The following is a 12,492-nucleotide window of genomic DNA, read 5'->3' on the forward strand; positions in this document are numbered from 1 at the left end:
GAGACTAGCTCAAGCAGTTCTTGCGATACTCGGCCGGCGTGACGTTCATGTGTCTGCGGAAAATCCGATTGAGATGGCTTTGATCTGAAAATCCGCTCAAGAGCGCAATTTCTTTCAGGGCGAGCCGATCCTTGCGCAGAAACTGACAGGCGCGCTCCACCTTGCGGCTCAGGACATAGGCATGCGGGCGCATGCCATAATGCACCTGGAACTTGCGCGCGAACTGCACCGGCGAGCAGTTGCAGATACTGGCCAGTTCCTCGAGCGTGATGTTCCTGGAGATGTTCTGCTCGACATAGTCCTCGATCAGCCTTGCGTGCGCTGGCCTGAAGCGCCCGTGCGAACAGGGCAGCTTGAATTCCACCGAGGCATAGTTTCGCAAGATGTGCACGCTCGCCTGAAGTGCCAGCGCATCGTAGCAGAGCCGGCCGCCCGGACCGCCTTCGGACACCTCCTGCACCATCCGGTCGCCGATCCAGGTCAGCACCGGATCTTCGATCCTGAGCAGATCGTGGAGCTCAACGCCCTCTGAGTCGCGGTCGAATGCCTCGCTCGCGGTCTTCGTCATCAGGCCCGGCGAGATGTAGAAATGGCTGACCTCGAGGTCATTGCTCCAGCGCCAGTTCGAAGGCTCCGCGCGTGTCAGCAGGGTTGTGACGCCGCGTCCGACGTGATCCTGCTTCCAGGCGCCAGTGACGCGGCGGTTCATCGACGTTGTGCCTTCGCGATAGACGACAATCAGGAAGTTCTCCGACGGCGGCACCCAGATGTCGGACGGCGCATAGCGGAAGACGCGCAGCCTAAAGTCAGCCTTGCCTACCGCGGAACTGTCCAGCATCAATTGGCCGGGAGCGTAGCGTGGCAGCTCCTCGACCGTGATGAATTGGCCCATCGCGTGAGACTCCTTCCCTGAATTGTAAGGCGCGTTGACCGCTTCTGCTTCTCATTGGCCGTACGGCGGAGACGAGCATAAGCCGGTTTTGCCATTTGCCAAGCGAGCCGCGTTGCCGAACTGCAGTACCGGCAAGGGAACGTGCGGCTTCGTTCAAAGGATTGTCCGATTTGTTCAAGCTCCAACCGCCGGAAGACTCATAGCTTCCCCCGTCCCGCACTGACGGGATCAAAAATGACGCGCTGCACCACCATCCGATCGCATGACGGGTGGGGAAGATCGTGCGCACTCAAAAATCACCGAGGAGGAAAGAATGGCGGAAGTCGCGACCAAGTCCAATGGAAGCAACGGTTCGCATGGAACCGCGAAGTTCGATGCCGTGGTTGTCGGAGCCGGCGTCGCCGGGCTCTATCAGCTCTATCGTCTGCGCGAGCAGGGATTGAGCGTCAGGGCGATCGACGCCGCGTCAGGCGTCGGCGGCACTTGGTACTGGAATCGATATCCCGGCGCGCGCTTCGATTCTGAGGCCTACATCTATCAGTATCTTTTCTCCGAGGAGCTCTACAAGGGTTGGAGCTGGAGCGAGAAGTTTCCGGGCCAGCCCGAAATCGAACGCTGGATGAACTACGTCGCCGACCGTCTCGATCTGCGCAGGGACATCCAGTTCGGCACGACGGTCAAGAGCGCGCATTTCAACGAGGCCACGCAGCGCTGGCTGGTCACGACCGACCAAGACGACGTGATTGATACCCAGTTTCTGGTGACCTGCTGCGGCATGCTGTCGGCTCCCTACGTGTCGTTTCCGGGGCAGGAGACTTTCGAGGGGCAGTTGTTCCATACGGCGCGCTGGCCAAAGCAGCCTGTCGACCTCGCGGGCAAGCGCGTCGGCGTCATCGGCAACGGTGCGACCGGCATCCAGGTCATCCAGACGATCGTCGGCGATGTCGGCCATCTCAAGGTGTTCATCCGCACGCCGCAATACGTCATCCCGATGAAGAATCCGAAATTTGGAGCCGCGGATGCCGAGGACTACAAGTCGAGATTCAAGTCGCTCACGGAACGCCTGCCGCGCACCTTCACCGGCTTTGAATACGACTTCGAGCACGCCTGGGCAGACCTCACGCCGGAGCGCCGCCGGGCGGTGATCGAGGATTGCTGGAATGACGGTTCCCTGAAACTATGGATATCCTCGTTCGCCGAGCTGTTCTTCGACCCGGAGGTCAATGCCGAGATCTCGGAATTCGTGCGCGGGAAGATGCGCGAACGGCTCGGGGATCCGAAACTGTGCGATGCGTTGATTCCGGCCGAATATGGGTTCGGAACGCACCGTGTACCGCTCGAGCAGAACTTCCTCGAGGTCTTCCATCGTCCCAACGTCGAGATCGTCAGCGTCAAGAGCAATCCGATCGAACGCGTAACGCCGCAGGGCATTCAGACCGCTGACGGTACGGTCCACGAGCTGGATGTCATTGTCCTTGCAACCGGCTTCGACGCCGGCACCGGTGCCTTGACGCGCATCGATATCAGGGGCCGCGACGGCCGATCGCTGAGGGAGGACTGGGGCAGGGACATCCGCACCACGATGGGCCTGCAGGTTCACGGCTATCCCAACCTGTTCACGACCGCCGTCCCGCTCGCGCCGTCGGCCGCGCTGTGCAACATGACCACGTGCCTGCAGCAGCAGGTCGAATGGATCGATGACTGCATCAGGTACATGCGCAGCAAGGACCTGAAGGTGGTCGAGCCGACAAAGGACGCCCAGGATGGCTGGGTGGCCCATCACGACGAGATCGCGAATGCGACGCTGATCGCGAAGACCAGTTCCTGGTACCTGGGCTCGAACGTCGAAGGCAAGCCGCGCCGTGTCCTGTCGTATTGCGGCGGCGTCGGCGCCTATCGGCAGAAGTGCGACGAGGTCGCGGCGAACGGTTACGAGGGCTTCGCGATGCAATGAGCGCTCGCGATGCGAGCGTCGACCATATCAATCCAATCCAGCACGGAAGGACGATCATGATCATGAATTTTGGCGCGACGGCAGATGCCGTTCTCGACGGCGTCGTCACATCCACACCGCGCGTGCCCGGCGTTGTCGCAATGGTGACGGACCGCCAGCGCAACATCTATGAAGGGGCGGCCGGCAAACGCCGTCTCGATCAGCCGGCGGACATGACCACCGACAGCGTCTTCGCCATCTTCTCCACGACCAAGGCGATTACCGGCACGGCCGTTCTGCAACTCGTCGAGGAGGGCAAGCTCGATCTCGATGCGCCCGCGAAGCGCTACGCGCCCGAGATCGGAAAGCTGCAGGTGATCGAGGGCTTCGATGCAGCGGGCGAGCCGATCCTGCGCGCGCCGAGGCGGGATATTACCACGCGCATGCTGATGACCCACACGGCGGGCCTGAGCTACGATTTCATCAACCACACCTATAACCGGCTGGCCCAGGAGAAAGGGCAGCCCAGCGTGATCACCGCGACCAAAGCCTGCCTGATGACCCCGCTGCTGTTCGATCCCGGCGAGCGCTGGGACTATGGGACAAATCTCGACTGGTGCGGCCAGATCGTCGAGGCCATCACGGGCAAGCGACTCGGTGAGGTCTTCAAGACGCGCATCTTCGAACCGCTCGGGATCAAGGACATGACCTTCGAGCTGACCGACGCTATGCGCAAGAAATTGGCCGGCATCCACGCGCGAAACGCCGACGGGTCGCTGACGCCGATGGATTTCGAGCTTCCGGCAAAGCCCGAGGTCCACATGGGCGGCCACGGCCTGTACGGCACGGTCGGCGACTACATGCGTTTCATCCGCATGTGGCTGAATGACGGGGCTGGCGAGCACGGTCGCGTGCTGAAGGCCGAAACCGTGCGGATGGCGGAAAAGAACCATATGGGCGACAAGAAGGTAACGCCGATCACAGGCGTCATCCCGTCGCTTTGCAACGACGCGGAATTCTTTCCGGGTCAATCCAAATCCTGGGCGCTGAGCTTCATGGTCAACGACGAGGAAGCCCCGACGGGACGTCCCGCCGGCGCGCTGGGCTGGGCCGGGCTTGCCAACCTGTTCTACTGGATCGATCGGCAGAACAATGTCGGCGGGTTCTGGGCCACCCAGATTCTGCCCTTCGGCGATCCGACGTCGTTCATCGGCTATATGAACTTCGAGACGGCGTTCTACCAGAGCCAGAGGCAGCGCTTGGCAAGCTAGGACCATGACGCGAGAACGGCATCGTCGCTATCGACCGAGGCCGTTTTCTCTCGAAGGTCAGCGTGACCGAGATATGCATTAGCCCCGCCCGCGATAGGGCGCGACGCCTTGCTCGGGCACCCACAGGCCCTTCGGTACGCGGCCGGTCTGCCAGAACACGTCGATCGGGATGCCGCCGCGCGGATACCAGTAGCCGCCGATGCGCAGCCACTTCGGCTTGATCTCGCTGGCGATACGCTTGCCGATCATCACGGTGCAGTCCTCGTGGAAGGCGCCATGATTGCGGAAGCTCGCGATGTAGAGCTTGAGCGACTTCGACTCCAGCAGCCACGCACCCGGCGCGTAGTCGATCGTCAGATGCGCGAAGTCAGGCTGGCCAGTGACCGGGCACAGCGAGGTGAATTCCGGCACGGTGAAGCGCACCAGGTAATCGGTGCCCTTTTGCGGATTGGGCATGCGGTCGAGCTGGGCTTGTTCCGGTGTATGCGGCCACTCGACCGCCCGGCCGAGCTGGAGGGGTTTCTTCGCCATCGTCGTCACATCCTGTTTCGGGTGCCGGGATGGACGCAAATGCCGCTGCCGTCAACCGCTCGCGATCGTCTGGATCATGACGATCCGGTCGTTGCCGGACTCGCAGCCCCAGAGCTCGCCCGGCCTGCCATCGAGCTGGCGCACATTGGCGTTGGCCTTGTCGCTGACGAACACGTTGAACCGTTCGGTGGTGGGATCGAAGCGCACGATGGCGTTGGCGGAGAAATCCGTGAGCCAGACCTTGTCCTTGTCGTCGACGTAGACCGCGTAGGCGCGGGGACGTTCGCCCGGCAGCTTCCACGTCTTCCAGGAGCCATTGGCGGGATCGTGCACCGAGACATGGCCGCTATTCCACTCGCTGACCCAGATCAGGCCCTTCGAATCCGACCAGACGCGCCGCGCGCCCTGGTTCGGCGTCGGCGGTTCGGCCACGGTCGCATTCCCGCTCGCGAGATCAATCTTCGCGATGTAGCTGCCGGCGAGCGAGGCGTACCAGACATCGCCCTTGGGCGTGACAGTGATGCCGTAGGGACCGATGCCCTTCGGCGCCTTGAACACATTCATCTCGCCGGTCTTCGGCGCGAGCCGGCCGTAATAACCGGATTGGCCGGTGAACCAGTAGGTGCCTTGCTTGTCGAACACGCCAGTGTTGAGATTGGCGTAGGCGAACTTTTCCGGCAGGCGGAACAACGTGACCTTGAGATCGCCGGGGTCGACCCGCGCGATCGCGTTCTGGCCGCCCTCGGTGATCCAGGGCGCGCCGTCGGGACCGATGGTCACGCCATGCGGCGCTGCGCCCTGGCCGAGGCTCACCGTCTTGAAACTGCCATCCCGGGGATCGAGCCTGCCGAGCAGGCCCTTGCCCTGCGCCGTGAACCAAACCGCGCCGTCAGGAGCGGGCGTGAGATCGTGCAGGCCGACGCCCGGGCTGACCGGATAGTATTTTGTCCGGAATGGGGCGTCCTGCGCAAACCCTGGGCGGGCGGTGAGCAGCGCGGCGCTCGAAGCAAGAAACTGGCGGCGATTCATGGCGTTACCCCGACTGTTTCAGATTGAGGTTGGGCACGCGGACCAGATGCAGTCGAGCATAATCTCAGGCGCTTCACGCGTCAGTCGAAGCGGCTCTTCCAAGCGTTCACATTTGCTTGCGGCCCGTGTAAGACCCGCGGCACCGATCAGCCCTAACGAACGGAAGTGGACATCATGACCGCCATCATCGACATCATCGGCCGCGAAATCCTCGATAGCCGGGGCAATCCCACCGTCGAGGTCGATGTCGTGCTGGAGGACGGCGCGCTCGGCCGAGCCGCGGTGCCGTCGGGCGCCTCCACCGGCGCCCACGAGGCCGTGGAACTGCGCGACGGCGACAAGGCCCGCTATCTCGGCAAGGGCGTCTCCAAGGCAGTCGGCGCCGTCAACGGCGAGATCTTCGAGGCCCTGAGCGGCCTCGACGTCGAGCAGCAGGCCCAGATCGACCAGATCATGATCGACCTCGACGGCACGCCGAACAAGAGCCGGCTGGGCGCCAACGCCATCCTCGGCGTCTCGCTTGCCTGCGCCAAGGCCGCGGCGAACTCGCTGGACATGCCGCTCTACCGTTACGTCGGCGGCACCTCCGCGCGCCTGTTGCCGGTGCCGATGATGAACATCATCAATGGCGGCGTGCATGCCGACAACCCGATCGACTTCCAGGAGTTCATGATCCTCCCCGTCGGCGCGTCGAGCTTTGCCGAGGGCCTCCGCTACGGCGCCGAGGTGTTCCACACACTGAAGTCGGAGCTCAAGAAAGCCGGCCACAACACCAATGTCGGCGACGAGGGTGGCTTCGCCCCGAACCTGCCGTCGGCCGACGCCGCGCTCGACTTCGTCATGAACGCGATCGGCAAGGCCGGCTTCAAGGCGGGCACCGACATCGTGCTCGGCCTCGACTGCGCCTCGACCGAGTTCTTCAAGGACGGCAAATACGTCTATGAAGGTGAGGGCAAGACCCGCTCGATCTCCGAGCAGGCGAAGTATCTTGCAGACCTGGTCTCGCGCTATCCGATCGTGACCATCGAGGACGGCATGTCGGAAGACGACATGGAGGGCTGGAAGGAGCTCACCGATCTCATCGGCAGGAAGTGCCAGCTGGTCGGCGACGATCTCTTCGTCACCAACGTCAAGCGCCTCGCCGAAGGCATCAAGGCTGGCCGCGCCAACTCGATCCTGATCAAGGTCAACCAGATCGGCACGCTGACCGAGACGCTCGCCGCCGTCGAAATGGCGCACAAGGCCGGCTACACCTCGGTGATGTCGCACCGCTCCGGCGAGACCGAGGATTCCACCATCGCCGACCTCGCGGTCGCCACCAATTGCGGCCAGATCAAGACCGGCTCCCTTGCGCGGTCGGATCGCACCGCCAAATACAACCAGCTCCTGCGCATCGAGCAGCAGCTCGGCAAGCAGGCGCTCTACGGCGGCAAGGCGGCACTGAAGGCGCTGGCATAAGCCGGCGCCGCGCAAAGATGGACAGGGGAGGATCACATGAGCGACGGCAAGACCGGACTGCAACTGCGTTCGCTGCTGAAGAAGAGCGGCGAGCTTGAATTGTCGCTCGTGAATGTCCCGACGCCGGAGCCGGCCGACGACGAGGTCGTGGTCCGCGTCGAGGCGACGCCGATCAACCCCTCCGACCTCGGGCTCCTGATCGGGCCGGCCGACATGTCGGCCGCCAAGGCTTCCGGCACCAAGGAGATGCCGGTCATCACGGCAACGATGCCGGAAGCTGCGATGCGGATGATGACGGCCAGGTTCGATCAGTCGCTGCCGGTCGGCAACGAGGGTGCCGGCACGGTGATCCGGACCGGATCGTCGGACGCGGCGAAGGCGCTGATGGGCAAGACGGTGTCGATGATCGGCGGTGCGATGTACACACAGTACCGCGTGCTCAAGGTCCGCGACGTCATGGAGCTGCCGGCCGGCACCACAGCCGCGGACGGCGCGTCCTGGTTCGTCAATCCGCTGACAGCGCTCGGCATGACCGAGACGATGCGGCGCGAGAACCACAAGGCGCTCGTGCACACGGCCGCCGCCTCCAATCTCGGCCAGATGCTCAACAAGATATGCATCAAGGACGGCATCGGCCTCGTCAACATCGTCAGGAGCAAGGAGCAGGCCGACATCCTGCACAAGATCGGCGCCAAGCACGTCGTGGATTCCAGCGCGCCTGATTTCATGGACGACCTCACCAACGCACTGGTCGAGACCGGCGCCACCATCGCCTTCGACGCGATTGGCGGCGGCAAGCTGGCGAGCCAGATTCTGACCGCCATGGAAATCGCGGCCAACAAGACCGCGAAGGAATACAGCCGCTACGGCTCCAACGTGTACAAGCAGGTCTACATCTATGGCAGCCTCGACACGCGTCCGACGGAGCTGAACCGCTCGTTCGGCCTGAGCTGGGGCGTCGGCGGCTGGCTGCTGACGCCGTTCCTCCAGAAGATCGGCCCGGCCGAGATCGGCCGCCTGCGCCAACGCGTGGCGTCCGAGCTGAAGACCACCTTCGCCAGTCATTACACCAAGGTGGTGTCGCTTGCCGAGGCGCTCGATCCCGCCAACATCGCGGTGTACGCCAAACGCGCCACCGGCGAAAAATTTCTCATCAACCCGAATAAATAACCGTGACCTGCGACGGCGCGTGACCCGGGGGCAGGGGCCGGCCGCGCCGGCCTATCCTGGCTTGCTCGACATGTTCATGCCTGAGCAGTCGGGCGAACGACGATCTCGCCGACATCCACGCGATCCGGTTGCGCTATCGCGAAAGCGATGGCTTCTGCGACCGCGCTCGCCGGAATGGCCAGCGCCTTCATGCTCGCCAGCCCCTCCGCCCGTAGCGCGGAATCCGTCATGGAGGATGGAAGCTCGGTGTCGACATAACCGGGGGAGATGGTCGTCACCCGAAGCGACGGGCCGGCCTCCTGACGAAGCCCTTCGGAAATCGCCCTGACGGCGTTCTTCGATCCCGCGTAGACGGCCATTGTCGGAACGATCTTGATGCCGGCGGTCGACAGGGTGTTGACGAAGTGGCCAAAGCCCTGACGACGGAAGACGGGAAGGGCCGCAGCGATCCCGTAGAGCACGCCTTTCACATTCACGTCTATCATATCGTCCCAATCGTCGACCCTCAGATCGTCCAGACGGGAAATCGGTGCAATCCCGGCATTGTTGATCATGACGTCCAGCTTTCCGCATCGGTCTGTTGCGAGACCGACGAGCCTGGCGACATCCTCGCGCTGCCTGACGTCGGTGACGAGATACAACGCCTTTCCGCCCTTCGAGGTGATGCTCGCGGTCAGCATCTCCAGCCTCTCGGAACGCCGTGCGGCGAGGACCACGATGGCGCCACGTTCTGCGAGATGCCGGGCCGTGGCTTCGCCAATTCCGCTGCTGGCGCCCGTAATGGCGATGACCTTGCCTGCGATGCCTGTCATAGGTGTTCCATCCAATTCGCTGCGCGATGAAATTCGCATCGGTCGCGAGGATGATCTATGTTTGAAATGCTCGAAAATCGTCGAGATCGGATCAAGCCTTGGACAAACTTTCGGACGAGCGCTTCGACAAGCACTTGGGCAAACAGTTGGGCAAGACCTCGGACCCTCTGTCCCAGGCCTTCTCACTCTTGGACGTTCGCGCTGCGCGTTGCACGAGGTTCGAGGCGGGCGGCCATTGGTCGTATCGGTTCCCGGCAAAACCCGCCGTGAAGTTCGGCGCGGTCATCCGAGGCGATTGCTGGATCGATTTTGGCGACGAAGCCCATCATCGGCTTGCCAGCGGCGACTGTTTTCTTCTGGCCCATGCACCAGCCTACGTTCTGGCCAACGACGAACGCCTCGCTCCCGAAGACGGAATAGCGGCGTTCGATTGGGCGCAGTCGGATGTCGCGCGTGGCGCGGGGAGCGATACCGTTCTGCTTGCCGGCAGTTTCGGTTTCGAGGCATCGGACGCCGAATTGCTGCTCGATGCCCTGCCTCGCTTTCTGCTCATACCATCGCGCAGTCCGTCGGCAGCCGTCATTCATTCCACGCTCCACATTCTCGACCTTGAAATCAGGGGGACGGGAATCGGAACGGCCGTACTCACCGACAGGCTCGCCGACGTCCTGCTCGTCCAGGTGCTCCGCGCGGCGCTGGATCAGGGGGCCGGCGAGGGACTTGGATGGATCAACGCGCTGGTCGATGCCAGGATCGGCAAGGCAATCAGGCTGATGCACGAAGACGCTGCTCACCCCTGGACCCTGGAAGCATTGGCCGACGCGATCGCAATGTCGCGATCCGCATTTTCGAAGCGGTTCAAGTCCCTGGTGGGGCTGGCGCCGCTCGACTACCTCCTTCGGTGGCGAATGCGGCTTGCGCGCGATCAGCTGCGACGTGGTGCGACCGTGTCGGCAACCGCCGCGCAGCTGGGATATTCGTCGGAGAGCGCCTTCGGGCATGCCTTCAAACGAATCTACGGCCATGCACCGAAGCGATACTGGCGTGGACAGGCCGCCGGCGAAAAATTCCCCATCGCCCCAAATAAATAATCGTGACGTGCGACGGCACGTCACCGAAAGAAGGTCTTGCCTTCCGAGCGACGCGGGGGATTATTCCGCCGCCATTTGAAGCGGAAGAACCGCAAGGCGCTCAGAAGGGACATTTCCATGACCGATCTCAATCGCCGTCACCTGCTCGCGGGCGCCGCCGCCATGGGCGCGGCGGCCGTCACCGGGCTCGGGCCCATCGCCGCGAATGCCGCAGCCCCGCAAGCCGGGACACAGGCGCCGGGCTTCTATCGCTACAAGGTCGGCAGCTTCGAGTGCACCTCGATCAACGATGGCGCGCGCACCTTCCCGATGCCGGACAAGTTCGTCGTCAACATTCCGAAGGAGGAGGCGCTGGCGGCCGGCGAGGCGGCCTACATGCCGAAGGGCATGGTGACCGTGCCGTTCAATCCGCAACTCATCAACACCGGCTCCAAGCTGGTCCTCATCGACACCGGCAATGGCATTGCGAATTTCGAGGCCAGCAAGGGCGCGGTCGGCCGCACGCTGCAAAACCTTCAGGCCGCCGGCGTCGACCCCAAGAACGTCGACGTCGTGCTGTTGTCGCATCTGCACCCCGACCATACCAACGGCATCCGTTTGGCCGACGGCGCGCTGGCCTTCCCGAATGCGGAGATCATGGTGCCGGGCAAGGACTGGGAGTTCTGGACCAGCGAGGACAACGCCGCCAAGGCCGAAGCCAATCCGATGATGAAGAACTACTTCGCCAACGTGAAGAAGACCTTCGCCGGCCTCGAATCCAAGGTGACGAAGTACGAATGGGGCAAGGAGGTCGCGCCCGGCATCACCTCCATCGCGACACCCGGCCACACGCCGGGGCACACCTCCTTCGCGGTCGCATCTGGCGATGCCAAGGTGCTGATCCAGTCCGACGTCACCAACATTCCGGAGTTCTTCCTGCGCAATCCGGACTGGCACGTGCTGTTCGACAACGATGCCGCGATGGCGCAAGCGACGCGCCACAAGTTCTACGACATGGCGGCAGCGGAAAAGGCGACCGTGATCGGCTTCCACTTCGCCTTCCCCTCGGTTGGCCATGTCGAGAAGGACGGCGCCAAGTATCGCCTGATCCCGTCGGCGTGGAATCCGACGATCTGATCCGCACGCGGCGTTTGCACGAACGATCGGGCCGCCGCTTGGCGGCCCGATTTGTTTGTTTGGTCTGCATTCGCGAAACGCAGCGTTTCCAAATCGGACCAGTTCATGCACTTGCATCCATCGGTCCGGATGGCTTAAGTGCCGTCCCGGCACTCCCGCTCAAGCCCTCGAGGACATTCCATGGCCTATAACATCGTCACGATCGCCGGCAGCCTGCGCAAGGACAGCTTCTCGCTCAAGATCGCCAATGCGCTCGCCAAGCTGGCGCCTGGTTCGCTCAAGCTCGAGGTCGTCACGCCTGCAGGCATTTCGTTCTTCAACCAGGACCTCGAGGGTGCGCCGCCCGCGGACTGGCTCGCCTTCCGCGAAAAGCTCCAGAAGTCGAACGGCGTCCTGTTCGTCACGCCCGAATACAACCGCTCGATCCCGGGCGTCCTCAAGAACGCCATCGACGTTGCCTCGCGGCCCTACGGCAAGAGCTCGTTCCTCGGCAAGCCGGTCGGCATCATCTCCAACTCGCCGGGGCTGCTCGGTGGAGTCAGCGCGGCCAAGCATCTGCAGAACATTCTGCCGGGCATTTCCGGTCCGGTTCTCCAGCAGCCGGAAATCTACCTCAGTGGCGTCGGCGACGCCTTCGACGCGGACGGCAACCTGACCAAGGACTCCCTGAAGACGGTGCTGCAGCAGTACATCGACGCCTTCGCCGCGCATGTGGCGAAAAATCAGGGCTGAGGTTTAAGCCAAGGCTGCTCAACTCTCCGTCATGGCCGGGACAAGCCCGGCCATGACGGGATAGTGTGCCTCGTTTTGCCAATTAGCACTCCCTTAACCAACCTGTCCCATCTTGCCAGGATGGTCTCCCGCGCCCGCCTGAAATCGATCCTGACTGGCCTTGCCCTCTATGCGATGGCGGCGGCCATCGTCGGCTATTTCGGCGTCAACGCCTATACCGGCAAATACGGCCTCAACGCGCGCCAGGAGCTCGACCAGGAGATCATCGCGCTGACCAGCGAGCTGGCCCAGCTCAAACGTGAGCGTGCCAGGAGCGAACAGCGGGTGTCGCTGTTGCGGTCCGAGAGGATCGACCCCGACATGCTGGACGAGCGAGCGCGCTTCCAGCTCGACTATGTCAATCCGCGCGATCTCGTTCGGATGATCCCGGCGAAGTAGCGCATCCGCAGCTTTCGAA

General features: G+C 63.0%; 12 protein-coding genes. 8 read left to right on the forward strand and 4 right to left on the reverse strand.

The annotated features are described in order from the left end of the window. Nucleotides 1-4 precede the first annotated feature (4 nt). Nucleotides 5-892 (reverse strand): helix-turn-helix domain-containing protein, encoded by an 888-nt coding sequence (locus tag ACM42_RS12370; RefSeq protein ID WP_271528180.1) that lies wholly within the window; start codon nucleotides 890-892, stop codon nucleotides 5-7. A gap of 313 nt (nucleotides 893-1,205) precedes the next feature. On the opposite strand from ACM42_RS12370, the gene ACM42_RS12375 reads away from it, so the two are divergent. After that, complete coding sequence (locus ACM42_RS12375; protein ID WP_271528181.1) at nucleotides 1,206-2,846, forward strand: flavin-containing monooxygenase; 1,641 nt, start codon at nucleotides 1,206-1,208, stop codon at nucleotides 2,844-2,846. Nucleotides 2,847-2,902: 56 nt separating this feature from the next. Next, nucleotides 2,903-4,096: a serine hydrolase domain-containing protein gene (locus tag ACM42_RS12380; RefSeq protein WP_271528182.1), complete on the forward strand. Its 1,194-nt coding sequence runs from the start codon at nucleotides 2,903-2,905 to the stop codon at nucleotides 4,094-4,096. Nucleotides 4,097-4,174: 78 nt separating this feature from the next. Here ACM42_RS12380 and queF read toward each other — a convergent pair whose 3' ends face one another. Beyond that, a complete protein-coding gene (queF, locus tag ACM42_RS12385; protein ID WP_271528183.1) occupies nucleotides 4,175-4,627 on the reverse strand; it encodes a preQ(1) synthase in 453 nt (150 codons plus the stop codon). 51 nt (nucleotides 4,628-4,678) lie between these two features. Further along, nucleotides 4,679-5,656 carry a Vgb family protein gene (locus ACM42_RS12390; protein ID WP_271528184.1) on the reverse strand — a complete coding sequence of 326 codons (978 nt, stop codon included), beginning with the start codon at nucleotides 5,654-5,656 and terminating at the stop codon, nucleotides 4,679-4,681. Between the two features lie 174 nt (nucleotides 5,657-5,830). On the opposite strand from ACM42_RS12390, the gene eno reads away from it, so the two are divergent. Both eno and ACM42_RS12400 read left to right on the forward strand, forming a co-directional pair. Beyond that, nucleotides 5,831-7,114, forward strand: a complete 1,284-nt coding sequence (gene eno, locus ACM42_RS12395) for a phosphopyruvate hydratase (protein ID WP_028177597.1) — start codon at nucleotides 5,831-5,833, stop codon at nucleotides 7,112-7,114. Nucleotides 7,115-7,150: 36 nt separating this feature from the next. Beyond that, complete coding sequence (locus ACM42_RS12400) at nucleotides 7,151-8,284, forward strand: zinc-binding dehydrogenase (RefSeq protein ID WP_271528185.1); 1,134 nt, start codon at nucleotides 7,151-7,153, stop codon at nucleotides 8,282-8,284. Nucleotides 8,285-8,358: 74 nt separating this feature from the next. On the opposite strand, the gene ACM42_RS12405 is transcribed toward ACM42_RS12400, so the two are convergent. Next, nucleotides 8,359-9,096, reverse strand: a complete 738-nt coding sequence (locus tag ACM42_RS12405; protein ID WP_271528186.1) for an SDR family oxidoreductase — start codon at nucleotides 9,094-9,096, stop codon at nucleotides 8,359-8,361. A 134-nt stretch (nucleotides 9,097-9,230) separates the two neighbouring features. On the opposite strand from ACM42_RS12405, the gene ACM42_RS12410 reads away from it, so the two are divergent. The 4 genes from ACM42_RS12410 to ACM42_RS12425 all read left to right on the forward strand — a co-directional run bounded on the left by ACM42_RS12410 (nucleotide 9,231) and on the right by ACM42_RS12425 (nucleotide 12,473). After that, nucleotides 9,231-10,187: an AraC family transcriptional regulator gene (locus ACM42_RS12410; RefSeq protein ID WP_442868925.1), complete on the forward strand. Its 957-nt coding sequence runs from the start codon at nucleotides 9,231-9,233 to the stop codon at nucleotides 10,185-10,187. Between the two features lie 117 nt (nucleotides 10,188-10,304). Next, the gene (locus ACM42_RS12415) at nucleotides 10,305-11,303 is read left to right on the forward strand and encodes an MBL fold metallo-hydrolase (protein ID WP_271528188.1); all 999 of its coding nucleotides are present in this window, start codon (nucleotides 10,305-10,307) and stop codon (nucleotides 11,301-11,303) included. Between the two features lie 180 nt (nucleotides 11,304-11,483). After that, nucleotides 11,484-12,035, forward strand: coding sequence for an NADPH-dependent FMN reductase (locus ACM42_RS12420; RefSeq protein ID WP_271528189.1), 552 nt, complete (start codon nucleotides 11,484-11,486; stop codon nucleotides 12,033-12,035). A 120-nt stretch (nucleotides 12,036-12,155) separates the two neighbouring features. Then, nucleotides 12,156-12,473: an FtsB family cell division protein gene (locus ACM42_RS12425; protein WP_028141594.1), complete on the forward strand. Its 318-nt coding sequence runs from the start codon at nucleotides 12,156-12,158 to the stop codon at nucleotides 12,471-12,473. Nucleotides 12,474-12,492: the final 19 nt, after the last annotated feature.

The sequence above is a fragment of the Bradyrhizobium sp. CCBAU 25338 genome (genome assembly GCF_028128965.1).
In the GTDB taxonomy this organism is placed as follows: Bacteria; Pseudomonadota; Alphaproteobacteria; order Rhizobiales; family Xanthobacteraceae; genus Bradyrhizobium; species Bradyrhizobium liaoningense.

Bases quoted from the DNA above. Each gene is read 5' to 3' on its own strand.
- ACM42_RS12425 (WP_028141594.1), top strand. From the start codon at position 12,156: ATGGTCTCCCGCGCCCGCCTGAAATCGATCCTGACTGGCCTTGCCCTC.
- ACM42_RS12380 (WP_271528182.1), top strand. From the start codon at position 2,903: ATGATCATGAATTTTGGCGCGACGGCAGATGCCGTTCTCGACGGCGTC.
- ACM42_RS12390 (WP_271528184.1), bottom strand. From the start codon at position 5,656: ATGAATCGCCGCCAGTTTCTTGCTTCGAGCGCCGCGCTGCTCACCGCC.
- eno (WP_028177597.1), top strand. From the start codon at position 5,831: ATGACCGCCATCATCGACATCATCGGCCGCGAAATCCTCGATAGCCGG.
- ACM42_RS12370 (WP_271528180.1), bottom strand. From the start codon at position 892: ATGGGCCAATTCATCACGGTCGAGGAGCTGCCACGCTACGCTCCCGGC.
- ACM42_RS12400 (WP_271528185.1), top strand. From the start codon at position 7,151: ATGAGCGACGGCAAGACCGGACTGCAACTGCGTTCGCTGCTGAAGAAG.
- ACM42_RS12420 (WP_271528189.1), top strand. From the start codon at position 11,484: ATGGCCTATAACATCGTCACGATCGCCGGCAGCCTGCGCAAGGACAGC.
- ACM42_RS12415 (WP_271528188.1), top strand. From the start codon at position 10,305: ATGACCGATCTCAATCGCCGTCACCTGCTCGCGGGCGCCGCCGCCATG.
- ACM42_RS12405 (WP_271528186.1), bottom strand. From the start codon at position 9,096: ATGACAGGCATCGCAGGCAAGGTCATCGCCATTACGGGCGCCAGCAGC.
- ACM42_RS12375 (WP_271528181.1), top strand. From the start codon at position 1,206: ATGGCGGAAGTCGCGACCAAGTCCAATGGAAGCAACGGTTCGCATGGA.
- queF (WP_271528183.1), bottom strand. From the start codon at position 4,627: ATGGCGAAGAAACCCCTCCAGCTCGGCCGGGCGGTCGAGTGGCCGCAT.